Origin of the sequence: Corynebacterium sp. S5S1, assembly GCF_001913985.1 — a bacterium.
GTDB classification, from domain to species: Bacteria; Actinomycetota; Actinomycetes; order Mycobacteriales; family Mycobacteriaceae; genus Corynebacterium; species Corynebacterium marquesiae.
Genome location: NZ_MKXT01000008.1, coordinates 16,650 through 40,133 on the forward strand (window position 1 = coordinate 16,650; position 23,484 = coordinate 40,133).

The 23,484-nt window shown below is 58.9% G+C and carries 23 protein-coding genes and 1 pseudogene; 18 read left to right on the forward strand and 6 right to left on the reverse strand.

Annotation, left to right across the window (positions count from 1 at the left end):
* Positions 1-46: 46 nt before the first annotated feature.
* From BKN05_RS04660 to BKN05_RS04715, 12 genes are all read left to right on the forward strand, one after another.
* Entirely contained in the window at positions 47-1,261 is a 1,215-nt protein-coding gene (locus BKN05_RS04660; RefSeq protein WP_286688069.1) for a protein kinase family protein, read from the forward strand.
* Between the two features lie 43 nt (positions 1,262-1,304).
* Positions 1,305-2,696 (forward strand): replication-associated recombination protein A, encoded by a 1,392-nt coding sequence (locus BKN05_RS04665; RefSeq protein ID WP_286688070.1) that lies wholly within the window; start codon positions 1,305-1,307, stop codon positions 2,694-2,696.
* A gap of 101 nt (positions 2,697-2,797) precedes the next feature.
* A complete protein-coding gene (gene alaS / locus BKN05_RS04670; RefSeq protein ID WP_198493135.1) occupies positions 2,798-5,482 on the forward strand; it encodes an alanine--tRNA ligase in 2,685 nt (894 codons plus the stop codon).
* A 10-nt stretch (positions 5,483-5,492) separates the two neighbouring features.
* Positions 5,493-6,044 carry a Holliday junction resolvase RuvX gene (ruvX, locus tag BKN05_RS04675; protein WP_225746891.1) on the forward strand — a complete coding sequence of 184 codons (552 nt, stop codon included), beginning with the start codon at positions 5,493-5,495 and terminating at the stop codon, positions 6,042-6,044.
* 38 nt (positions 6,045-6,082) lie between these two features.
* Positions 6,083-7,276: an endolytic transglycosylase MltG gene (gene mltG / locus BKN05_RS04680; RefSeq protein WP_286688093.1), complete on the forward strand. Its 1,194-nt coding sequence runs from the start codon at positions 6,083-6,085 to the stop codon at positions 7,274-7,276.
* A gap of 31 nt (positions 7,277-7,307) precedes the next feature.
* On the forward strand, positions 7,308-8,135 hold the full coding sequence (locus BKN05_RS04685) for a shikimate dehydrogenase (RefSeq protein ID WP_286688071.1): 828 nt from the start codon (positions 7,308-7,310) through the stop codon (positions 8,133-8,135).
* A 111-nt stretch (positions 8,136-8,246) separates the two neighbouring features.
* On the forward strand, positions 8,247-8,639 hold the full coding sequence (locus BKN05_RS04690; protein WP_286688094.1) for an A24 family peptidase: 393 nt from the start codon (positions 8,247-8,249) through the stop codon (positions 8,637-8,639).
* 68 nt (positions 8,640-8,707) lie between these two features.
* A complete protein-coding gene (gene aroC / locus BKN05_RS04695) occupies positions 8,708-9,919 on the forward strand; it encodes a chorismate synthase (protein ID WP_198493131.1) in 1,212 nt (403 codons plus the stop codon).
* A 3-nt stretch (positions 9,920-9,922) separates the two neighbouring features.
* Entirely contained in the window at positions 9,923-10,459 is a 537-nt protein-coding gene (locus BKN05_RS04700; RefSeq protein WP_286688072.1) for a shikimate kinase, read from the forward strand.
* A gap of 65 nt (positions 10,460-10,524) precedes the next feature.
* Positions 10,525-11,595, forward strand: coding sequence for a 3-dehydroquinate synthase (gene aroB / locus BKN05_RS04705; protein WP_198493129.1), 1,071 nt, complete (start codon positions 10,525-10,527; stop codon positions 11,593-11,595).
* Between the two features lie 2 nt (positions 11,596-11,597).
* Positions 11,598-12,026, forward strand: coding sequence for a type II 3-dehydroquinate dehydratase (aroQ, locus tag BKN05_RS04710; RefSeq protein ID WP_286688073.1), 429 nt, complete (start codon positions 11,598-11,600; stop codon positions 12,024-12,026).
* A 119-nt stretch (positions 12,027-12,145) separates the two neighbouring features.
* Entirely contained in the window at positions 12,146-13,252 is a 1,107-nt protein-coding gene (locus tag BKN05_RS04715) for an aminopeptidase P family protein (RefSeq protein WP_284596797.1), read from the forward strand.
* Here BKN05_RS04715 and BKN05_RS04720 read toward each other — a convergent pair.
* The gene (locus tag BKN05_RS04720; RefSeq protein ID WP_225746894.1) at positions 13,249-14,145 is read right to left on the reverse strand and encodes a GDSL-type esterase/lipase family protein; all 897 of its coding nucleotides are present in this window, start codon (positions 14,143-14,145) and stop codon (positions 13,249-13,251) included. The two genes, BKN05_RS04715 and BKN05_RS04720, sit on opposite strands and share 4 nt — an antisense overlap.
* A 253-nt stretch (positions 14,146-14,398) precedes the next feature.
* Between BKN05_RS04720 and efp the strand changes: the two genes are divergently transcribed.
* The 3 genes from efp (at position 14,399) to BKN05_RS04735 (ending at position 16,568) form a co-directional block, all read left to right on the forward strand.
* Positions 14,399-14,962 carry an elongation factor P gene (efp, locus tag BKN05_RS04725; protein ID WP_023021466.1) on the forward strand — a complete coding sequence of 188 codons (564 nt, stop codon included), beginning with the start codon at positions 14,399-14,401 and terminating at the stop codon, positions 14,960-14,962.
* A gap of 11 nt (positions 14,963-14,973) precedes the next feature.
* Positions 14,974-15,603, forward strand: coding sequence for a transcription antitermination factor NusB (gene nusB / locus BKN05_RS04730; protein WP_198493125.1), 630 nt, complete (start codon positions 14,974-14,976; stop codon positions 15,601-15,603).
* A gap of 110 nt (positions 15,604-15,713) precedes the next feature.
* Positions 15,714-16,568, forward strand: a complete 855-nt coding sequence (locus BKN05_RS04735) for a PPK2 family polyphosphate kinase (RefSeq protein ID WP_198493124.1) — start codon at positions 15,714-15,716, stop codon at positions 16,566-16,568.
* Positions 16,569-16,655: 87 nt separating this feature from the next.
* Here the strand turns inward: BKN05_RS04735 and BKN05_RS04740 are convergent, their stop codons facing one another.
* On the reverse strand, positions 16,656-17,168 hold the full coding sequence (locus BKN05_RS04740; protein WP_198493123.1) for a YbjN domain-containing protein: 513 nt from the start codon (positions 17,166-17,168) through the stop codon (positions 16,656-16,658).
* Positions 17,161-17,652 (reverse strand): YbjN domain-containing protein, encoded by a 492-nt coding sequence (locus BKN05_RS04745; RefSeq protein WP_198493122.1) that lies wholly within the window; start codon positions 17,650-17,652, stop codon positions 17,161-17,163. The genes BKN05_RS04740 and BKN05_RS04745 overlap by 8 nt, the downstream gene beginning before the upstream one ends.
* 448 nt (positions 17,653-18,100) lie before the next feature.
* Between BKN05_RS04745 and BKN05_RS04750 the strand changes: the two genes are divergently transcribed.
* Positions 18,101-18,352: a hypothetical protein gene (locus BKN05_RS04750; protein ID WP_198493121.1), complete on the forward strand. Its 252-nt coding sequence runs from the start codon at positions 18,101-18,103 to the stop codon at positions 18,350-18,352.
* A gap of 25 nt (positions 18,353-18,377) precedes the next feature.
* Positions 18,378-18,524, forward strand: a complete 147-nt coding sequence (locus BKN05_RS04755) for a hypothetical protein (protein ID WP_198493120.1) — start codon at positions 18,378-18,380, stop codon at positions 18,522-18,524.
* Positions 18,525-18,972: 448 nt separating this feature from the next.
* Here BKN05_RS04755 and BKN05_RS04760 read toward each other — a convergent pair whose 3' ends face one another.
* The gene (locus BKN05_RS04760; RefSeq protein WP_284791003.1) at positions 18,973-20,166 is read right to left on the reverse strand and encodes an ATP-binding protein; all 1,194 of its coding nucleotides are present in this window, start codon (positions 20,164-20,166) and stop codon (positions 18,973-18,975) included.
* A gap of 398 nt (positions 20,167-20,564) precedes the next feature.
* On the reverse strand, positions 20,565-21,107 hold the full coding sequence (locus tag BKN05_RS04765) for a methylated-DNA--[protein]-cysteine S-methyltransferase (protein ID WP_225746896.1): 543 nt from the start codon (positions 21,105-21,107) through the stop codon (positions 20,565-20,567).
* Between the two features lie 359 nt (positions 21,108-21,466).
* On the opposite strand from BKN05_RS04765, the gene BKN05_RS04770 reads away from it, so the two are divergent.
* Positions 21,467-21,964: a 3'-5' exonuclease gene (locus BKN05_RS04770; protein WP_286688074.1), complete on the forward strand. Its 498-nt coding sequence runs from the start codon at positions 21,467-21,469 to the stop codon at positions 21,962-21,964.
* 71 nt (positions 21,965-22,035) lie between these two features.
* Here the strand turns inward: BKN05_RS04770 and BKN05_RS04775 are convergent.
* Positions 22,036-23,379 (reverse strand): annotated as a pseudogene (locus tag BKN05_RS04775) (TIGR01777 family oxidoreductase).
* Between the last annotated feature and the right edge of the window lie 105 nt (positions 23,380-23,484).

Consider the following 23,484-nt stretch of genomic DNA (forward strand, 5'->3'; position numbering starts at 1 on the left):
AACTTGTGACCCCGCTTTGGTGTGAGGGGGCATACTGGATAGAACTATGGTTGATAACGAAGCTGTGCTATCACCCGAGGATGTCATCAAAGCCGCCTCGGAGATGTTGTCGCGCCGTTTTGGTGGCACCCCGGAGATGTCGAACGTGGAGCGCTTGGACGGTTCCGGCAATGCAATGGTTCTGCGCGCCAGGATTGCCCCTGGAGCCTTCCTGCCGCACCGCTCGGTAGTTATTAAGTACAACCCGGTTACCGGCTATGCTGTCGATGATGCTGCGATGCTGCGCGAGGTTGTGGCTTATCAATTCACCACCGCGTTATCTGAGGACGTGCGGCCCGGCCCCGTGCTTCTTGCCCACGATCTGGAGCAGCGCATTATTGTGTTGACGGACTTGGGTGAGGGCGAAACGCTTGCCGACGTCCTTGTACAGTCCACCGATGATGACCGCGTGCAGGTATTGCGCTCGCTAGGCAGTGCGTTGGGGCACATGCACGCTGGAACCGCGGGCCACGAGCAAGATTATGAAACCCTGCTCAATAGGATGCTGCGCAAGAATCCGGACTTGGCCCCGCACCAGTCTGTGCGCGATGAGGCGCTGGAGCGCTCCATTGGCATCGGCCTCGACTTGCTGGATAAAGCCGGGCTTGAGGCACCGGCCAGCTTCCGGGAGCTAGCGGGTCAAGCCGCTCGATCTCTGGCATCCGGCAAGGACCGGGCATTTACTCCCTTCGACCTTTCGCCGGATAACATCATTGTGTCTCATCGCCTGCACTTCTTGGACTATGAATGGGCAGGATTCCGCAATGTTGGCTTCGACGTAGCCTGCGTTATCGCCGGATTCCCGCAGTTTCTTTTCTCCAAGCCGATCACGGATGAAGAGGCAGATATCTTCATCTCTGCTTGGTCTCGTGCCGTATCTGAGGTGTGGCCGCTATTTTCTAATGCGGAAGAAATCCACGGCCTTATCGTGGCGTCGCTCATTGGCTGGGCGCTATCGAGCGTGACCACGATGCACGCCGGCGGCATCGAAGGGCTGGTTGCCCTAGCCAGGGGAGAAGCCGAGGTCGTCCATGATCCGCAGCGCTCCATTTTGCGTCCGGCCGACCACAGCCCGTTTACGGAAGATGAATTGCTTGTGCGCCGCGACCTCTATGAAACCTTTGAGGCGCTATCCCGATATGCCGCGCGCTGCGATGGACCCGCCTGCGCGCCCATCGCAGAATTTGGCAGCGCCATTGCGCGCCGCTTGGACGACGAATAGACAATCACGGTGTGCCCGCACCCTTATAGGAGGTAGCTTTCCAGTGTCTCAAGACTCATTATTTGGCGGGCCCACTTCGGAGCGCAGCGCGTCGCCGCTGCCCGGGAAGAACCTTTTCGCCACCCACGCCGGGTCCCCACTGGCGGCGCGCATGCGTCCCCAAAACCTAGATGAAGTGGTTGGGCAAGACCATCTCTTGGCCCCCGGAAAGCCATTGCGTCGCCTCGTGGAAGGCTCAGGCGAGGCCTCCGTCATCTTGTACGGGCCGCCGGGCACCGGCAAGACCACCATTGCCTCGCTCATCGCCAGCCAAATGGGGCAGAACTTCGTGGGCCTCTCCGCCCTCGATTCGGGCGTCAAGCAGGTCCGCGAGGTCATCACCCACGCCCGGCAAGAGCTCATTCAAGGCCGGCGGACCGTGCTCTTTATTGATGAGGTGCACCGCTTTTCCAAAACCCAGCAGGACGCACTCCTCGCAGCCGTGGAAAATCGCACGGTATTGCTCGTAGCGGCAACTACGGAAAACCCTTCCTTCTCCGTCGTCGCGCCGCTTTTGTCGCGTTCGCTGCTGTTGCAGTTGCATTCGCTAAGCGATGATGACCTGAGAGGCGTCGCGAAGCGTGCGCTCGAAAGCGACCGTGGCCTAGGTGAGCGCAACATTCGAATCACCGATGAAGCCTTGGACCAGTTGGTACTCCTCGCCGGCGGCGATGCGCGGCGTACGCTGACCTATCTTGAGGCCGCGGCCGAAGCGGTTGACGCTGGCGGGAAAATTACCCCACAAACGGTCACGGACAACGTCAATAAGGCAGTGGTGCGCTACGACCGCGACGGCGACCAACACTATGACGTGGTTTCTGCCTTTATTAAGTCCATCCGCGGCTCCGACGTGGATGCCGCGCTGCATTATCTCGCCCGTATGGTAGAGGCCGGGGAGGATCCGCGCTTTATTGCCCGGCGGCTCATTGTGCACGCCTCTGAGGACATCGGCATGGCTGATCCGACCGCGCTCCAGGTGGCCGTGGCGGCGGCTGAAGCCGCTCAGCTTATCGGCATGCCAGAAGCCCGAATCCCGCTCGCGCAAGCCACCATCCACCTGGCCACCGCGCCAAAATCGCCCTCGGTCATTTCTGCCATCACGCAAGCGCAAACCGATGTAGCCGCTGGCAAGGTGGGCCACGTGCCACCGCATCTGCGCGATGGGCACTATGAGGGCGCCAAGCGGATGGGAAATGCCGTGGGCTATGTCTACCCCCACGATGATCCCCGCGGCGTAGTGGAGCAGCAGTACCTGCCCGATGAGCTGGAGGGCTCTGTGTACTATGAACCCACCGATCACGGGTCTGAGAAGCGAGTTTATGACTATATTGGCCGCTTGCGCAGCATTATTCGTGGCAAGCGCGGCCCAGGCAAAAACGCTCGCCGGCCTCGCTGATCCCCACCGATGGGAAATCGCTGTGCAGCGAAGGGTAGAGTTGGGCGGGTTAGAAACTTCTTGATAGAAGATGAAAGCTCAGACAGTTAGGATTGTTGCTCGTGAAGACTCATGAGATCCGGGAACGGTTTACCCAGCACTTCGTCAATTCTGGTCACGAGGCAGTACCAAGCGCCTCGCTGATCCTGGATGACCCTAACCTGCTTTTCGTTAATGCCGGCATGGTTCCGTTTAAGCCCTATTTCTTGGGCCAGCAGAACCCGCCCTTTGCCAAGGGCCTTGCCACTTCCATCCAAAAGTGCGTACGTACCTTAGACATTGATGAGGTGGGTATTACCACCCGCCACAACACCTTCTTCCAGATGGCCGGCAACTTCTCCTTTGGCCAGTACTTCAAGGAAGGCGCCATCACCAATGCGTGGACCTTGCTTACCGGCTCCGTTGATGAGGGCGGCTTTGGCCTAGACCCAGAGCGCTTGTGGGTCACGGTTTACCTGGATGATGATGAGGCCGCCGAAATTTGGCGCGACAAGATCGGTGTTCCAGAAGAGCGCATTCAGCGCCTCGGCATGGAGGACAACTACTGGTCCATGGGTATCCCTGGGCCCTGTGGCCCGTGCTCCGAGATTTATTATGACCGCGGTCCGGAGTACGGCAAGGACGGCGGCCCGATTGCCGATGACAACCGTTACATGGAGATCTGGAATCTGGTCTTCATGCAAAATGAGCGCGGCGAGGGCATTGGCAAGGGCAACTTTGAGATCGTCGGCGAGCTGCCCAAAAAGAACATCGATACCGGCCTGGGCATCGAGCGCGTGGCCTGCATTTTGCAGGACGTAGACAATGTCTATGAAACGGACCTGCTGCGCCCAGTTATTGACGTAGCCGAGGAGCTTACCGGTGCCACTTATGGCGATAACGCCTCCCACGAAGACAACATCCGCTTCCGCGTGGTAGCTGACCATTCCCGTACCGGCATGATGCTCATCCTGGATGGCGTGACCCCTGGCAATGAGGGCCGCGGGTATATCCTGCGCCGCCTGCTGCGTCGCATTATCCGTTCCGCCAAGCTGCTGGGCGCTAAGGGCGCGACTATGGAGCGCTTCATGAATACGGTCATGGACACCATGACCCCGTCTTACCCGGAGATTGCGGACAACCGCGAGCGCATCCTGCGCGTTGCCGTGAATGAGGAAAAGGCCTTCCTGAAGACTCTCGAGTCCGGCACCCGCCTCTTCGATGATGCCGTCCAGGAACTCAAGTCCACTTCCCGCGCGAAGACCGCAAAGGTGCTACCGGGTGAGAAGGCCTTTGAGCTGCACGATACCTACGGTTTCCCCATCGACTTGACCTTGGAGATGGCCCAGGAAGCCGGCCTTGAGGTCGACATGGATGGCTTTAACGACGCCATGGGCGAGCAGCGCCGCCGCGCCAAGGCCGATAACCAGGCCAAGAAGCACGGCCACACCGACCTTTCTCTCTACCGCGACTGGGTAGACAATAACCCCACCGTCTTCACCGGCTTTGAGGAGCTTACTTCCGACGCCCGCGTGATCGGCCTCGTCCGCGGCGGCGAAAAGGTCGACCAGGTGCACGAGGGCGAGCAGGTTGAGGTCATCTTGGACCACACCCCGCTGTACGCCGAAGCGGGCGGCCAGATGGCAGACCGCGGCCGCATTATGGCCGGTGAGTCTTTGCTGGAGGTCAACGACGTTCAAAAGATTGGCAAGAAGCTGTGGGTACACAAGGCCACGGTTACCGCTGGCGGCCTTGACTTGGGTATGTCCGTTGAAGCGGCCGTCGACGAGCAGTGGCGCCACGGTGCTACCCAGGCACACTCTGCTACGCACCTCATTCACGCCGCACTGCGCCAGGTGCTTGGCCCCACCGCCGTCCAGGCCGGCTCCATGAACCGCCCAGGCTACCTGCGCTTTGACTTCAACTACACCGAGCAGCTCAGTCAGGCACAGCTGGAGGAGATCGCTTTGATTACCAACCAGGCAATCGATTCCAATTTTGCGGTCAACACCATTGAGACCTCCCTGGAGGAGGCCAAGGCCATGGGAGCTATGGCACTATTCGGTGAGAACTACGGCAAGGAAGTCCGCGTAGTAGAAATCGGCGGACCGTTCTCCATCGAGCTCTGCGGCGGTACCCACGTTGGTTCCTCCGCTGAAATCGGACCGGTATCCGTGCTGGGTGAGTCCTCCGTTGGCTCTGGTGCTCGCCGCATCGAGGCCTACTCCGGTTTGGATGCCTTCCGTTACTACTCCAAGGAAACTGCCTTGGTAGAAGGCGTGTCCCGCGAGCTCAAGGTGCAGACCGAGGATTTGCCGGATCGCATCGCGCAGCTGTCTGAAAAGCTCAAGGCAGCGGAGAAGGAAATTGAAACCCTGCGCAAGCAACAGCTGGCTGCGCGTGCCACCGAGTTCGTCAGCGCAGCCAAGGACATCAATGGATTCAAGGTCATTGCTCTGACCTTGCCGGAAGGCACCACCGGCGGGGACCTGCGCACCGTTGCTACGGACCTGCGCAACCGCCTGCGCGAGGAAGAAGCCGTTATCGTCTTGGGCGCCGAGGATAAGGGCAAGTTCCCGTTCATCGCGGCGGCTACGGACAAGGCCGTTGGACGCGGCGTGAAGTCCGGGGACATTGTGAAGCAGTTTGGCCAGTACGTCGACGGTCGTGGCGGCGGTAAGCCGGATATGGCTCAGGGCTCTGGTTCTACTGCAGCCGGTGCTGAGCGCGGCTTTGCAGCCGTCAAGGACATGCTCGAGTCCCTATAGGAATTCGACCGTGGCAAAAGTGGAACCAGATACCCCGGGAGTTGATGACCCGGGGCAGGGCCGCCGGATCGCACTCGATGTCGGTACGGTACGTATTGGCGTGGCAGTGTCCAATAGGGAAGCCACGCTTGCCACTCCAGTGGAGACCGTGCACCGGGAAACCGGGTTCAAGGATCGCGATAAGGGCGATATTGACCGCATCTTGGAACTCATTGATTCCTACGATGCAGTTGAGGTCATCGTAGGGTTGCCGCGGGACTTGCAGGGAAATGGGTCCAAAAGCGTAAAACATGCTAAAGAAATTGCGTTTCGCATCCGCCGTCGGTTGAATCGAGATGCAAATATAGATAAAGTTCCACCACCAATACGTTTGGCTGATGAGCGTCTGACTACCGTGGCAGCAACCACCGCGCTGCGCGCGTCCGGCGTGTCCGAGAAGAAGGGCCGTAAAGTCATCGACCAAGCAGCAGCGGTGGAGATATTGCAGACTTGGTTAGATGGGCGCGCGAGCGCGCTACGCTCCTATGCTGCAATAGACCAGCCTTCAGACTCAGGAGACTAAAACACGTGAGCCGTAACCAAGAACGCCTTGGCCGATCGATGGAGCCGAAATACGTCAAGCGCCGCCAGCGCGGCATTGCCGTTGTCATTGCGTCCATCATCGTTATCCTTGGCGCCCTTATCTACATCGGATTCCGCCTCGGCAATACCTCCGCCGATTATGAAGGAACCGGCAACGGTACCACCCAGCTGGTGGAGGTGCCGGAAGGCTCGTCCATGTCCGAGCTCGGACCTGCATTGGTAGAAAAGAATGTGGTGAAGACGAAAGACGCTTTCGATTCTGCTGCGTCGATGAACCACAGTGCGAGCCAAATCCAGCCGGGTTTCTACCGTCTGCAGGAAGAAATGAGCGCAGACGCAGCGGTCGAGGCATTGCTGGATGAGAATAACCGCGTGGACATGCTCGAGGTGCAAGGTGGTGCCACCTTGGAGGACGTCAAGGTTGTGGGCGGAGACGTCCGCTACGGCATTTACTCCCTGATTTCTGAGGTCAGCTGCAACGATGACAACTGCCTGAAGAAGGAGGACCTGGAAAAGGTTGCCGCCGAAACCGACCCAGCCGAGCTGGGCGCACCGCAGTGGGCCTTGGACGCTATTAATAAGCGCGGCAATGACCCCAAGCGCATTGAGGGCCTTATCGCGCCAGGCCAGTACGTCTTGGACCCCAATATGGAGGCCAAGGATATCCTCAAGGATCTCATCACCCGCTCCACCAAGCGTTACAACGAAACCAATATTGAAGAACGCGCCCAGGCTATCGGCTTGAGCCCTTATGAGCTGCTCACCTCCGCTTCCTTGGTGGAGCGCGAGGCGCCTGCGGGCGAGTTCGACAAGGTTGCCCGCGTTATCCTCAACCGCTTGGATGAGCCAATGCGCCTGGAGTTTGACTCCACCGTGAACTACGGCTTGGAAGACGTTGAGCTGGCCACCACCGATGAGGCCCGTGGGGAGAAGACCCCGTGGAATACCTATGCGAAGGAAGGCCTGCCGGATACCCCGATTGCTTCTCCTTCGGACGATGCAATCAAGGCTATGGAAGAGCCGGCTGAGGGCAACTGGAAGTTCTTCGTCACCGTGGACCAGGAGGGCACCACCGTCTTCTCCGATACTTACGATGAGCATTTGGGCCGCGTCGATGACGCCATCCGCTCCGGCGTGCTTGACTCCAAGCGCGAAGGCGAGGGCGCTGGTTCCGGCAACGGTGACGCCGCTGCCGAGCAGCCCGCCCAGTAGAGCCACGACGACCACAAAGAGGTAGAACACCATGCCACGTGCAGCTGTCCTTGGTAGCCCCATCGAGCACTCCTTGTCTCCGGTGCTTCACAATGCTGGCTACGAGGCCGCCGGGCTGGCCGGTTGGGACTACACCCGCTGTGAAACATCGGCGGAGGGGCTTCCGGAACTGGTGGCGGCAAGCGACTCAGAGTTTGTTGGTTTCTCCGTGACCATGCCTGCCAAGTTTGCCGCCCTCCGCTTCGCGGATACCGTAAGTGACCGTGCCCAGCTGATTGGCTCGGCAAACACCTTGGTGCGCAGGGCCGATGGTTGGTGTGCAGATAATACCGATACCGAGGGCGTACGCGGTGCACTCGGCGAACTTCTGGGGGATAATCCAGCAGCTGATGCGCTGCTTATTGGCGCTGGGGGCACCGCTCGTCCCGCGTTGTGGGCGCTAGCTGAGCGCGGGGTGAAAAAGGTTACGGTCCTCAACCGTTCCGACCGCAGCTCCGAACTTTTGCCGCTCGCCCAGAACCTAGGGCTGGAACTTTCCTTTGTCAGTTTCGACGGGGACTTATCCGCGCTGGCTCGCACTGTTGATGTCATTGTGTCCACCGTTCCAGCCGCGGCGGTGGAAGACTATGTCTTTGCCATTGCCCACGCACCGGTGCTGGACGTCATTTATGATCCTTGGCCCACTCCACTGACCATGTGCGCGGCGGCCAATGGGTACAAGACCGTCGGCGGGCATGTCATGCTCGCGCACCAAGCATTTAGCCAGTTCGAGCAATTTACCGGGGTGGCGGCCCCGCGGGAAGAGATGCTGAAGGCATTGAACCAGGAGCTGCAGAAGCGGTCGCAGACGACTAAGTAGAGGGGCGTCGGCAAGCGCGGCCTGCAAATCCCGGGCAGTAGAAGCTGCAGAATTCGCCATGTAGACAAAGGCGCCCAGCGTTTGCTCACCGCGTGCTTTAGTGTGATCCCCGTGCTAATAGTCGGGGGAATTATCTATTGTTTGTGGGCAGCAGCCCTGTGCTGGTGGGATGTTCGGCAGCGCCGATTGCCAGACTGGCTGACGCTTCCAGCTGCGGTGCTGTCGCTTGTCGTGGCCAATTGGAGTGGGCTGTGGTGGCCGGGGATCTACCTCGTGCTGGGGCTGGCCCATGCAGGCGTGGGTGGAGGCGACATCAAACTCGCCTGGCCCCTGGGAATGCTGGTGGGGCATGTGGCTGGGTTTATGGGTGTGGTAGCAGCAAGCGGCAGCGCGTCCCTTCTGACGCTTATGTGGTCGGCGTGCAGTGGGCAGAAGGAGAGCCCGCATGGTCCTGCAATGTTGCTAGCGGCAACGGTCGTTATCGCATGTGCGCACCCTCTTTGAGGGGGTAGAAGAATTTATTGCGGGGCCAAGTTGGTACTGGATTGGCCAGGCCGTGCGATAATACCCGCATGCTTCGTTGGACTACTGCAGGTGAATCCCACGGCCAAGCTCTTATTTCGATGTTAGAGCACATGCCCGCTGGGGTCCCTATTACCCGCGCCGATATTTCCCATCAGCTTTCCCGGCGCCGCCTAGGTTATGGCCGCGGTGCTCGTATGAAGTTTGAGGCTGATGAGGTCACCGTGCTGGGTGGAGTCCGCCATGGACTCACCTTGGGTAGTCCCATCGCCATCATGATTGGCAATACGGAGTGGCCCAAGTGGACCACCATCATGTCGGCCGATCCTCTGGATATGGACGATGAGGACACTATTAAAGCGATGAACTCCGGCCGCGGTGCCGCCTTGACTAGGCCGCGCCCCGGGCACGCTGACTTTGCCGGAATGGTGAAGTATCGCCACAGGGAAGCGCGCCCCATCCTGGAGCGCTCCTCGGCGCGTGAGACGGCGGCCCGTGTGGCCGCAGCTACCGTGGCGCGCAATTTCCTGCGCGAAACCTTGGGCGTCGAGGTTCTCTCCCACGTGATATCTATTGGTGCTTCCGAGCCTTATCAGGGGCCTGCACCAGCGTTCGCGGACATCGAGGCTATCGATGATTCGCCGGTCCGCGCCTGCGATAAGGCAGCTGAAGCCTCCATGATTGCGGAAATTGAAGCCGCAAAGAAGCAGGGTGATACCTTGGGCGGCATCGTTGAAGTTGTGGTCGATGGCCTGCCTATCGGGCTAGGCTCGCACATTTCCGGCGATGACCGCTTGGACGCACAATTGGCCAACGCCTTGATGGGCATTCAGGCCATCAAGGGAGTGGAAATTGGCGATGGTTTTGCCGAGGCCCGTCGTCGCGGTTCCGCTGCCCACGATGAGATGGTGCGAACCGAAGAAGGCGTATCCCGCCTTAGCAACCGTGCAGGGGGACTCGAAGGCGGCATGACGAACGGGCAGCAGCTGCGCGTGCGGGCGGCAATGAAGCCGATTTCTACGGTTCCGCGTGCCTTGCGCACTATTGATATGGAGTCCGGCGCTGAAGCTACTGCCATCCACCAGCGCTCAGATGTGTGCGCGGTTCCGGCGGCGGGCGTCGTTGCAGAAGCAATGGTTGCCCTCGTTCTTGCCCGGGCCGTGCTAGAAAAATTCGGTGGCGATAGCCTCGAAGAAACCTCTGCGGCCATCGCCGCGTATGATAAATACGTTTCGGACCGCCTTGCTTTTGACCAGGAGTAAGTTATGACCACCCCAACCGCCGTTACGGGACTGCCCCGTCCACGCGTTGTTTTGGTTGGCCCGCCAGGTGCGGGTAAATCCACCATTGGCCGTCGCCTTTCCCACGCCTTGAGCTGCGAACTGGTGGATTCGGATCACCTTATTGAACAGACTAAGAATAAGCCGTGCGGGGAAGTTTTTAGCGAGCTAGGTGAACCTGACTTTCGCGCGCTCGAAGCCGAACACGTTGCTGCGGCACTGCGCACTGGTGGAGTAGTCAGCCTCGGCGGCGGGGCAGTGTTGACGGACTCCACCCGTGAGCTGCTGGAGCGCCATACCGTCATCTTTTTGGATATCTCCCCCGAAGAAGGCGCACGGCGTACATCCGGGGATAGCAATCGGCCGGTGCTTGCATCCGACAATCCACTCGAGCACTACCGCAACCTCGTGGAGGTGCGGCGCCCGTATTACCAGGAGGTGGCAGATTACCGGGTACGCACCGATGCTCGGACTCCACAGCAGGTGGTGGGCGATATCCTCGGCTTCCTCGATACCCTGTAGATTCCCCGCCGCACTAACACTAGTTCCTCGCCCCATTGGCTCGGCGGTGAACGGAAAGGACCACCATGCCCAGCATTGCCGTTAATGGACCACAGCCCTATGAAGTTCGCATTGGCACCGATCTCAACTGGGACATCGCGCAGCGCTGTGCACAGATTGGTGCAGTCCAGGCGGGCATTATCTGCCAGCCGCCGCTGCGTGCCGCGGCCGAGCGCCTAGCAGAACTCGTTGCCGCCGAGGGGGTGGAGCCTACGCTTATCGACGTCCCCGATGCCGAGGCCGCCAAGCAGCTCAACGTCATCGGCGGCGTGTGGGATCAGCTGGGGGAGAAGGGCTTTAATCGCCGTGACGTCATCATCGGCCTCGGCGGTGGCGCTACCACCGATTTGGCTGGGTTCGCCGCGGCCGGGTGGATGCGCGGCATCAAGGTCATTCAGGTGCCCACCACGCTATTGGCCATGGTTGACGCGGCCGTCGGCGGCAAAACCGGCATCAATACCGCAGCCGGCAAGAACCTCGTTGGCGCCTTTCATGAGCCAGATTCTGTGTTTGTGGATCTCGAGCGCCTCGAAACCCTGCCCGCGGCGGAAATTGTCGCTGGTTCGGCAGAAATCATTAAAACCGGATTCATCCATGACCCGGTGATCCTTGAGCGCTATGACAGTGACCCCGGCGCATGCGTGGACCCGCAGGGCCATCTTCCAGAATTGATTGAGCGCTCCATTGCGGTGAAGGCTGCGGTGGTGGGCGAGGATCTCAAAGAATCGGGCCTGCGTGAAACGCTGAACTACGGCCATACCTTTGGCCATGCTGTGGAGCGCCATGAACATTATGAATGGCGCCATGGCCACGCGGTGGCGGTGGGCATGATGTTTATCGCCCACCTAGCGCATGCGCGCGGCCTCATTGACGCGGAACTGGTGGAAAAGCACCGCCGGATCCTGCACAGCATTGGGCTGCCGACTACGTATAGGCCAGGGCAGTTCGCGGACCTGTATGAGGCAATGACCCACGATAAGAAGAACCGCGACGGACAGATCCGGTTTGTAGCCTTGACCGGGGTGGGCGAGACCACCCGTCTCGAAGGCCCCAGTACGGAAGAGCTAGAAGCGGCCTACGCCGCGATTTCGGAGTAGAAATGAAGATTATTGTCCTCAACGGCCCGAACTTGAACCGCTTGGGAAAACGGCAACCGGATGTCTACGGCTCCACCACCCTGGCGGATGTAGAGAAGATAGTCTCCTCTCGCGCCGCCGAGCGCGGGGCAGAAGTAGAGTGCTTCCAGTCCAACCATGAGGGTGAGCTCATTGAGAAGGTGCATGCCGCCGCGGATGCGGGACACCCCGTAATAATTAATCCCGGCGGATTTACCCATACCTCAGTGGCCTTGCGGGATGCCCTGGCAGAGGTAGCCGATGGCGCCGGATTCGTAGAAGTGCATATTTCTAATGTGTATGCGCGCGAGCCCTTCCGCCATCACTCCTATCTCAGCCCTATTGCCAGCGGCGTCATCGCGGGGTTGGGTGTCTTCGGCTACGTGGCGGCAGTGGACTACCTCTGCCAATAAGCCCCCACGAACGGGCTGGGCGGCAGCCGGCTAGAAAGAAATCCGCCCATCTGCGGTGGCAGGGTCGATATACTGGGTGGATACTTTCTACACCGCAGTCGACCCAGAAGGATGAAATCATGGCTTTGGCAGATACCCGTTTTAGTGACCGGCGCCGCAAGCTTGCCGCGGAACTAGCCGGCCAGCGCATCGATGCCGTTCTGGTGACCCACCTCACGCACGTGCGCTACCTTTCGGGATTCTCCGGCTCGAATGGCGGGCTACTTTTGCGCAAAGACCTTACCGCGCAGGTTGCTACCGACGGCCGGTATACCACGCAGATTGCCCGCGAAGTTCCTGATCTAGAGGCTGTCCAAGGCCGCGCGGTAGGAAAGGTACTCCTGCAGCAGTTTGCAGATGTCGAGGGGCCGGTTCGAGTCGGTTTTGAAGCCGACTACCTCTCGGTCTCTGAGCTGAAGGACCTGGAAGAGTCCGCCCCAGAGTCAGTTACCTTGGTTCCCATCGCCGGTGTCATTGAAAAAATTCGCTTGGTGAAGGATTCGCTCGAGCTAGAAAAGCTGGAAGAGATTGCCGCGCTGGCTAATCAGGCGCTGGAGGATCTACTCGCCGCTGGTGAGTTGCGTGCCGGCCGCACCGAGCGCCAAGTGGCCGCCGATTTGGAGTACCGGATGCGCATGCTCGGCTCGGAGCGGGTGAGCTTCGATACCATTGTCGCTTCTGGCCCGAATTCGGCGATGCCGCACCATGGTGCCGATGACCGGGTCATCGAGGACGGCGACCTTGTGACCATCGATTTCGGTGCGCACCTGCGCGGGTTCAACTCCGATTGCACCCGCACCTACGTCGTTGGCACGGCGAATGATTTTGCCAAGGAAATCTATGATGTGGTGCTCCGCGCCCAAAAGGCGGGCGTGGCAGCCTCGGTACCGGGCGCTAAGCTTGCCGACGTCGACGCCGCCTGCCGCGATGTCATCTCCGCCGCGGGCTACGGCGACTACTTTGTGCACTCGACAGGCCACGGCGTGGGCCTCGACGTCCACGAGGCTCCGTTCGCGGCACAGACCGGTAAGGGCGAACTCGCCGCCGGCATGACCCTGACCATCGAGCCAGGTATCTATGTGCCAGGCAAGGGCGGCGTGCGCATCGAAGATACGCTCATCATTACCGATGGCGCACCGAAGATCATTACCGCCGCGACGAAGGAATTTACTGAACTGCCCGCCTAGTGAGCCAGCACCTTGGAGTTAAGCAGCTGGGCGACGTTGCGGTTGCCCAGGTGCGTGAGGTGATTAAAGAGGTTGTGCGGTACGGAGTACTCCCACTTGCCGGAAATCCAGCGAGTGCTGTCCGGCGCGCACATGCCGTGATCAATGGAGTCGGCACGTAGGTTGTAGTACTGCACGCCGTTTGCGCGTGCTGCCTTGTACATGGCGCTATTGACGTGGTCCTCACCGGTGCGAACCAGGCCCGCGTAGTCCATGTTGAACCCGGCTTCAGAGGAACCCGGTGCGGAGGTACGCAGCGGGCATACCGCGCCATTGCGGGCGGAGATAGCGGGATAACCTACAACGGTGATGCGGGCATTCGGGGCGGCGTGGCGAATCCGCTGGATCGAATGCTTCATTCCGTCGTAGTAGGGGTTGGAAGAAGAAAGAGATGGGCGCACGATTTCCTGGAAATCATTGGCGCCGAACTGAATTAAAACATTTTTGGTGGCACCGTTGAGATCATTATTGGCAATGGCTCCGTTGATCTGTTCCTGGAAGTCCTTGCGGTGCGAGTGGCCGGCGGCCTTCGCCGCAGAGCATGCATAGTTGGCTACGTGCTGACCTGAAACGCGCCCCAATTCGCGGCCAACATTACTCTGACCCTGCGGGCAACCCTGTGGGGACGGCGCGCCAGGAGCGTCTTCGATGCCGTGGGTGGCAGAAGAGAGCGTAGTGCTTGCCGAAGGGGACAGGCTCGAGGTAGTACCAATTTGGCCATAGGTTGGGTTGGCAAAGACAGAATCGCCGAACATCACAGTCTGGGCGTCTGCCGCCATGGCCTGCGGGGCGGAGAGTGCTGCTACGGCTGCGCCAGTAGCGGTAGCCGCGGCGTAAAGCTTCTTGAGAGGCATCGCAAAAATCCTTGGTAGATATGTGAAAAATTAATAAAGCAAAGTCTTATCGTACAGCGAGTTATTGCTGGATAAAAACCTTTGATTGCTCCCGCGTGTATCCGCTTTGGGCAGGCGAAAGGCCCCGAAAACCACTCCGCAGAATACTGTGGGGCAGAAACGGGGGACCGGTAATACCCCAAGGGGCAGTTGTCCGGTAGGCTTAAACATTGTTTTCAACCTTTAGTCCACAATTTTCGGGAGTTTAACCGCAATGGCTGATACTACTGATTTCAAGAACGGCCTCGTTCTGAAGATCGACAACAAACTGATGCAGATCGTTGAGTTCCAGCACGTGAAGCCGGGCAAGGGCCCAGCCTTCGTGCGTACCAAGCTCAAGGATGTTGTCTCCGGTAAGACCGTGGACAAGACGTGGAATGCTGGCGTAAAGGTAGAGACCGCTACCGTGGACCGCCGCGATATGACCTACCTGTACAACGATGGCACCAGCTACGTTGTTATGGATGAAAAGACCTTCGAGCAGTTCGAGCTCCCGCCGGAGAAGTTCGGCGATGCCGCTCGCTTCCTGCTGGAGAACATGCGCGTTCAGGTTTCCTTCTACGAGGATGAGGCACTCTTTGCAGAACTGCCTATCTCCGTAGACCTCAAGGTAGAGCACACCGAACCTGGCCTGCAGGGTGACCGTTCTTCCGGCGGTACCAAGCCCGCCACCCTGGAAACCGGTGCTGAAATCCAGGTTCCGCTGTTCATCGAGATCGGCAATGTTCTCAAGATTGATACCCGTACCGGCGAGTACCTCTCCCGTGTTAACAACTAGGGCATTTGACTGTGTCTGATAACACCCCTAAGCGCGATATCAACTACAAGCGGCACACCGCGCGGTACCGCGCACGTCGCCGCGCCGCGGACATCCTGTACGAGGCTGAGAATCGAGACATCGATCCCGTAGCCATCGTGGAGGATCGCATCGCCTTGGCACGTGAGGATCGCAATGCGGTAGCGCCTGTGGCCGAATACACGCAGGTGATTGTCAAGGGCGTCGCTGAAGAGCTGGATGCCATCGATGACACCATCTCTCGCTTCCTTGCGGAGGACTGGGAGCTGCACCGTATTCCCGCAGTAGACCGTGCTATCCTGCGCGTTTCGGTTTGGGAGCTACTCTTCAATCCCGATATTCCTACCGCTACTGCGGTCGTGGAAGGTGTGGAAATCGCCTCTCAGTACTCCAATGAGCAGGCAGCACCGTATATCCACGCGGTATTGGACGATGTGGCGCAGTCCCGCTCCGCCGAAAGCCCGATGTCTGCAGAACACCAGGGCCTAGAGGAAGAGGAACACGATGCTGCTGCGGCTAAGGACACGACGGATGCCGTTCCACCAGCCGAATCGGCAGAGACTGCGAGCAACGCAACCGCGACTGATGAGGATTCTGAATCTGCGGAAGACTCGGCCGAGTAGCACCGTCGAGTAGTACTCGCGCCCTTTTATCGTGAGCCAATTTTCCGCCTGCGGTCGGCTTGGTAGAAACACCAGGCTGGCGGCGGGCGGTATTTTGTACCATGGCAGGCATGGGCAAATTCAAGATTCATGATGCGCTGGGTCTGAGAGCAGGGAAGAACTTCCGCCTCGCTGATGTAGACCCTGCCGCTACGCCAGGTTTTAGTGGCTCTAAGGCCGATCTTGCTGCTCGCTTTGCACGTTACGACGAAGAGCTTTATGAGCTCCAAGAGCGTCTTTTTGCTAATGGCCGCGCGCATGAAGGTAGCGCGCCGTCTTTACTGGTGGTTTTGCAAGGGATGGATACCTCCGGCAAGGGCGGCGCCATCCGTAATGTCTTTTCGGTCTTTGACCCGCAAGGCACCAAAACTGTGGGCTTTGGCAAACCGACGGACGAGGAATTGGCGCACGACTTTTTGTGGCGCATTCGCAAACATGACCCCTTGCCGGGCCAGATTGTGGCGTTCGACCGCTCCCATTATGAAGATGTGCTCATCCAGCGGGTACATAAATGGGTAGACGAAGACGAAGTGGACCGCCGTTTTACAGCCATACGGGACTATGAGCAGGAACTTGCCGGCCGCAACGTTAAGATTTTAAAGATATTTCTGCATATCTCTCCGCAGTTCCAAAAAGAAAACCTCCTGGAGCGCACCGAACGCGAGGACAAATATTGGAAATACGATCCATCCGATATTGAGGAGCGCGGATTTTGGGACGAGTACATGGCTGCTTATGAAGATGCCATTCGCCGAACAGATGAAATCTGGGCACCGTGGTATGTCCTCCCCACGGACAATAAGAAATACGCCCGCATGGCGTTGAAATTCCTCATCGTGGACGCGTTGCGCCACCTAGAGCTTTCTTGGCCTGCACCGGATTTTGATCCTGAGCAAGAACGCCAACGCATTCTCGACGCCGAGTGAATGTCCACAAGAAAAGCTCCCTTTCTGCCGCCCAATCCCGCATGAGGAATGGAAGGCTAAGGGAGCTTGTTTCTTAGGCGGCGTTAGTTAACTCGTGGCATCTCCAGCACCGGAGTTATTGCCTTCCGTGCCGGCTTTGCCAGCAGTTTCGGAGCCAAGCTTGGCCATTTCTTCCGCAGCAGAGACCATGGCGTCCTGTCCACGGATTACGCCGTCTACTGCAGATTTCAAGGCTGCCTGCAGCTGCTCATCGGTCATGCCGGCAGCGGCAGGGATATCGCGCTCGGTGCGCACCACGAGCATGTCATCGTGCTCCGAGATAACTGCACGCGCACCGAAGGCGACGGAGTTGATCTGGTTAGCCGCGAGAAAGAGGCCGGCGTCGGCCTTGGAATAGGCGGCGTCGGTAGGCACATCGCAACGGACAATAACCACAGAATCAAGGACCGCGAACATAGTGGGCAGGCCATTGAGGTTGGCGGTAGCTGCCTCAATATCGCTGTCCATCTTGGTCAATTCGATATCGAAGCTGCGCATGGCCTCGACAACGCGGTCAAGGGTAATCTCCGGCAGGTTGTTTTCGGTAGAGGCATTAGTCATGGTTGTGCTCCTCCCAAGTCACGAGCTGTGGGTAGTGTTCTTCCACGAAGGCGAACGACTGCAGCATAGAATCCAGCGTGGACATCACGAAGGCGCCGATCTGATTGCGGGACAAACCGTGGGCAATGTTGATCTCGCGCACGCCGGAAACGGCGAGGTTATTCTCGGCAGCTTCAAAGAAGCGCAGGGTCGGCGCGAAGTGCTGCTGGTTCCACTGGTTGAGCATCGTCAACAGGGTTGGTCCCTCAGAAGAAGGCACATTGCCGCGCCAAACGGAATCCGCCACGAGCACATCATCGCGCACCTGCATGGCGATGGCGACGTTGGAGAATCCCGTGCGCAGAATCTGCACGGTCTCTTCCTCGCTCACTGGCTGCTCTTCGAGGCGGTATTCCAGGTTCTCGGATTCAAAGATCTCGCCGATGCGCTCGAGAGTTACGGGCTCTACCGGCGTATCGGGATACAGGGTTGGTTCTTCAGACACTTAAGTAGTCTCAATCCATGTACTAATCGGGGATAAAGGTCAACCTTTACTAGTTTACCTAACTGAACTGATGCTTTCCGCCCGTCCAGGAATGCCGCGGGTCTTGTCCGTCACTCGGCTCACAACTCGACGTGGCCGACGGCCGATTGAGCCGGGCCGCAGTTTCCCATTCCGCAAGTCCAGTGGTGCACATACGTGTTAGTGGACTGCCCAGCTGAGGACGGACAGCGGTCAAACGCATGGCAATCACTAGGCTCGAGCATCTGAGCGAGACAAACCACAGTGGAGCCCACCCTCGCTGCTACCTCGGAGTCCATGAGTCTCTCCGATTTCTCTCAGCTCGTCCCCCGGCGTGATCATTTCCTGCCGTGACGAGCACTGGCTGGTCAGCAACGTCGCGCTTACCGCTGATGGTTTCCGAATTCGTGCGCGTGGTGTGAGTGATTACGTGCGTGATACAACGGCCACTTTCTTCACCGCACTTGATGATATTGCGGTTTTCGACCCGGCCAATGTCGCGGTGACCCCGGGTGAGTCTTCGCTTTTTCGGCATATTCGCTTGTGGTTGGAGTCGACGCTGCGCCGCACGCCGGTGCCGCTGTACCAAAAGCAGCTGGAGGTGGCCACGCAGATGCTGGCGGACCCGCTGGATTATCAGCTGTCTGCGGTGAAGTTGGCGCTTTCAGATGAGCGCCTGTAGAGGCAGGAGGAGGATGCCGGCGCCCATGGCTGTCCCAAACAGCGCGAGCACCCAACTCCAGGCGGGGCCTTCGGACTTGGTGGCTGCACTGCTTATCGACGCCGACCCGGCAGCACTATCGCCGGTGCCATTTGCGTGGGGCTTGGAACTAGTCATCGATTCTACTTTCTAAAACTCCACCTCGTTGCGGAAATCGAGCGGGTCATACAGTGGCTGCAGTCCCGGCCGCGACCGAGCTCGTCCGAGCCAATCGCTAATATTTCTATGACTGCGGCTCTCAATTTCTTAGTGATGCTTAGTGGTGCAGTTTGGCGACAAGCTCCTCATGGTGCCTCTTAGCTTCATCTCCTCACAGGATATCGTCGAAAAGCAGCTCTCTACGGTTGCTCGGTGTAAGCCGCTCATGCGCGCGCTCGGTACACGCCCCATCGCCCGGCGGAGCTTGCCAACGCCCCGTCCCTCCACCACTGCGACGACTCTAACGGTGGCGGGCATCGCGGCCCGCTAGCGAGCCGGGGGTATAACTTGGGGCGGGATGGTGCCTCTGCGCGAATTTTAGGGTTCGGGGCGTGAGGGTGTAGGTACGGCGTGCAGCGCACGGGGGGAGTAAGGCGTTTCTGCTACTGAGAATCGAAGTCCTCAACGATGAGGCTTGCAGCATGCTCGCGGAGGTAGTCGCGCATGTATGGCAAAGCGAAGTCGACTTCGCCGTGGCCGGTGGTGGTGATCATTTCGGCGTCGAGAAGCCGGCGGCGGTAGTTGCCCACATAAGAATCTGTTTTATTGAAGCGAGCCTTGATATCCGATATTTTGGTGGGGCCATCATTTTGGGCCATGTAAACCAAGAAGCTTCGGTCGACGTTCGAGAGGTCCGATAGTGCCGGCTCGTGGACAAGCTGGCCGAGCTTGCGCTGCGCAGTTGCGACTGCTCGCTGAGCAGAGTCAATGGAAATTTCGGAGCCGTCATCCGAAATGCGTTCTTTTTCCCTAAATGAGCATTGGCCAACGAGTTGAATCATGAATGGGTAACCATGACATGCCTCGACTGCGGTTTTAAGAGCGTCCTGTGACCATGAGGTTGCGGCGCTGTGGAGAGGCTCTTCCAATGCTTCACGAACATCCGAATCGGAGACTCTACCTAGCTCAATGCGGTTTGCGCGGCGAAGGAAAGTGACTGGATTGGCATCGCCGTGGCTGTTTAGCTTCCCGGAAAGCAGCGGCCTGATTGAAGATGGGATGCCCGCCATGACTACGGAAATGTCTTCACCCTCACGGATGAGGTGCTGTATTGTGGCCCCGAACTCTATGAGCTCTTGGCTGCGTTGGTGGTGCATCTCATCCAGAGTTACGAGCACTCCGCCGGGCTCCTGGCGGGCTTTCCGGTCCAGTTCGCGTTTATAAGCCAGCAGATCCTTAAGCGCATTGCGTAGCGAGTATGTTGATTCCGCGATAGCGCGGGTATCCCAATTAAGTCCGCCGCCAATGCCGAGGATGGAGACGTTGAGCCCCTTGAGTTGCTTCCTGTCCTGGGACAGGCGTTGGATAATGCTGCTGCGGAAGCGCTCAACAAAACCGGTTGTTGCAGTATCGCTGAGCGTGAGCCAGCCGCGCGCGAGTGCTTCATCTTCGAAAGCGTTGAGCAGGACGGTTTTCCCGATGCCGCGGGGGCCAATGATGAGAGAGATTCTCTCATGGGCGCCGGGTCCCTCATCGAGTGCAAAACCGAAATCATCAATGGCATCGCTGCGACCAACCAGCAACGGGGGAGTCGCGCCAAGGGTGGCTGTAAAGGGATTGGTGTGCTTTGGCTTCATGCTCTCACTATAAGCCACAAGGTTTTTGAAGTCTTGTGAAGTTTATGAAGTTTTTGAATTCTTTGAAGTTTGTGAAGTTTATGAAGAGCTTTGAAATTTGAAAGAGGGGCCGCGCCGCTAAGCAACGAGAAGTGATGGCGCAACTCCAGAGCGATAGGGAAGCAAGGAGGATTCCCAGCCTTCTGCGTAGGGGCTTCCTTAAAGGTCGTAGGGGCGTCCTTAAAGGTTGGGGACGACCGGACGTTAGTGTGAATTGTTGGCGCAGCCGGAATAACTGTGTGGCTTCGACGACCTTTCCATCGACGATACGGAGGACAGCGGTGCCGCTGAATCGGATAGTTCGTCCTGTCGCGGAAGGTCATGCGTTATCCAGAAGCTCAAGTTGCAGACCAGTTCAGTCAGGTAAAACCTGAGGTCCAACTTTCTAGAACAGTCGCCAACCTCGTAATCCCGGCCGGCTCCTCAAGCTCTAATAGGAATCGCTTACAGTCGAGTCCACCCCCATATCCGGTCAACGATCCGCCCGCACCGACCACGCGGTGGCAAGGGGCCACGATGCTCACCGGGTTACGCCCAACTGCCTGGCCGACGCATTGAGCGAGCCTGCGGTTGCCCAGACGCTCCGCGAGTACACCGTAGGTCGTGGTCTCGCCGTAGGGGATCGCGCACAGCATGGCCCACACTCGCTCCGAAAACTCGTCCCCCTGCGTGCGCACCGAAAGATCGAATGTCTTGCGTTCACCGGCGAGATATTCGTCCAGTTCTGCCTTCGCAAGCACAAACACGTCATCCGTGTCCGCGTCGACACGCTCTCCGGACAATGAAGCCTCTGGAAGATGCCAATGCTTCGGAAAATACAACCCAGTCAACTGTTCGCCATCCGCGACCAATGTCAGGTCACCCAGCGTCGTCTCAATCTGTGTGTGGCGTAGGTGCGTCATGGTTATTACCTTTCCTCATTCACCGTGAAGACGCTCTAGGAACAGAAAACGTGAGATGACATCTACTATTACTCACTTGATCATGCTTTGCCGTCCTCAACGGAAGGAGCAATTCGGCACTGGCAAACGCAGCCGCAGTGTAGAGGCTAAGGACCCGCACAGGCGCTTTCGGATGCTGAGCGTGTGCCCATGCTGGAGAAAGTAAATGTCAAGTTGCGTGGGGCTGCGAAATATTTTGTGGAAGAGACAGGCTGGTGAACCGCTTCGCGGACTACTTGTAGACCAAGCCCCCGCACACAAAGAATCGGACACTCTCCCCTCTGGACTATGCTACTGCGAATCTGGAAGGCACTGAAAGGGTGGACTCCGAAGAAGACGTGGATGAGCTCACCGGATACCATTCAGTGCGCCAGGGACCGGCACCCATTGTGCTGCATTCGACCTCCAAGGCGGAGGAAGCTGCAGTACTTGCCGCGCATATCAAGGAGTGGACCCAAGGCGAGGAAAACGTCTCAATCGGTGTGCTCACCCGCACTAATCAGCGTGGTGAAGAAATTGCCCGCCAGTTGGACGAGCACGATGTCGCTGTCAGCGCTGGCCGCCGTACCTCCACGGAGCGCCCGGTGGCGGTCATGACGATGCACAACGCCAAGGGCTTGGAGTTTACCCACGTCATCCTCCTCGATGTTAATGCCGAGGCTCTCCCGCAGCGCTACCTGTTTAAAGGGCTGGCCCCCGCCGAGGCTGATGAGGCGCTCCAGCGCGAGCGCGCACTGCTCTACGTTGCGGCCTCGCGTGCGCGCGATATGCTGCTGGTCAGCGTGGTGGGGGAGGCATCGGAATTGTTGCCTGCGTAGCGCATCTCCTCTATCCCCCTTGGGATGTGGGCTGCGCGGCGGGTCAGCTGGAGTACTCGAATTGCCCGTACCTACAGCAAGCTTTCACCACCCAATTCATGCGCCAAGGCGGCGTCGATGGTGGGGTAGCGGAACGCATGCCCGATGTTTTGTAGAACCGTGGGGCTGACGCGTTGTTGCGCCAAGGCCAACTCTTGGGCGCCCTCCTCGCCCAGCAAGATTGCAGGGCCGAAGGGCGGAACGGGGAGCAATGCCGGACGGTGTAGCTCTGCACCAAGGGCTTTGACGAAGTCCTTGTTGAGCACCGGGTTAGGCGAGGCTGCATTGACCGGGCCTTCCAACGAGTCGTCCACGATGGCGCGGAAGTAGGCATGCGTCAGGTCATCGAGGGCGACCCAGCTGAACCAGAACTCACCGTCGCCGAAAGGTCCGCCCAGGCCGGTGGAAAAGAGGGCGCGCAGCAGTGGCAGGAGGCCGGAGCCGCCCGACATAGCGATGCCGGTACGAATATTGACCACGCGGGTGCCCGCGGCGCGGGCGGGCTCGCAGGCGCGCTCCCAGTCGACTACCACGTCTGCTAGGAAGCCCTCGCCAGGTGCGGATTCCTCGTAGAGGACCTCATTGCCGCGGTCCGCACCGTAGTAGCCCACTGCAGAGGCGCAGACCATGGTGTGGACGGAATCCGTAGTGCCCGCTAGTCGCGCTAGGTGCTCGGTCGGGCCAACGCGGGAGTCGCGGATGGCGGCCTTGTGCTCGTCGTTGAATCGGCCGAAGATGGGCTCGCCTGCCAGGTGGACGAGGACGTCGACGCCGTGCAGGAGATCGGGATCGGGGTGCTCCGGTCGCCAGGTGCGCTGACCTTTGCTTGCCGTGCCGCGCACAAGTTGGATCACCGTGTGCCCGGCGGTGTGCAATTGTGCGGTAAGCGCTGCACCCACGCTGCCGCGGGAGCCGGTCATGGCGATGGTTAGTGGTTGGGTGTTTAAGGAGGCTGCGGCAAGCCGCTGGAGAAGGGAAAAATCCTCAATAAGCTGGTGCTGCCGATAAGCAAAGACCGATTCCAGCGCCGCCGAAGGGATGCGGGTAGAGACTTCATCGCGAATGAGAGTGCCGTCCGGGTGATCCGCAAAGGTGTGATGGTGCTGCGATTTAGCGAATCTGCGAATGGGGGAGTTTACGCAGACATCGGTGAACTCATAGCCCTCGCGGAACTGGGCGAGCTTATGCTGAGCGGTCCAGCGCAGACCGCCCGGTAGGCCCAGGGTGGAGGTGCCATCGCCGAGGCTCTGGGCCTGCTGGATGGGTTTCATGAAGGCAAAGGGCGCGTTCAGACGAGTTAAAGCGCCTTGGCGGGTATGCCATTGTCAGACCTGCTCGCGCGGGGCGGGCACTAGGTGTTCGGCGGAAAAACTCACTGCTTGATGTGCCTCCTTCCTTTCGCCCTCACCCAAGTGGTGGGGAAGGTGCTAGAGTATTTTGTGTCTAACAGCATAGACATTTTTGAGACCATCAACCGGCAT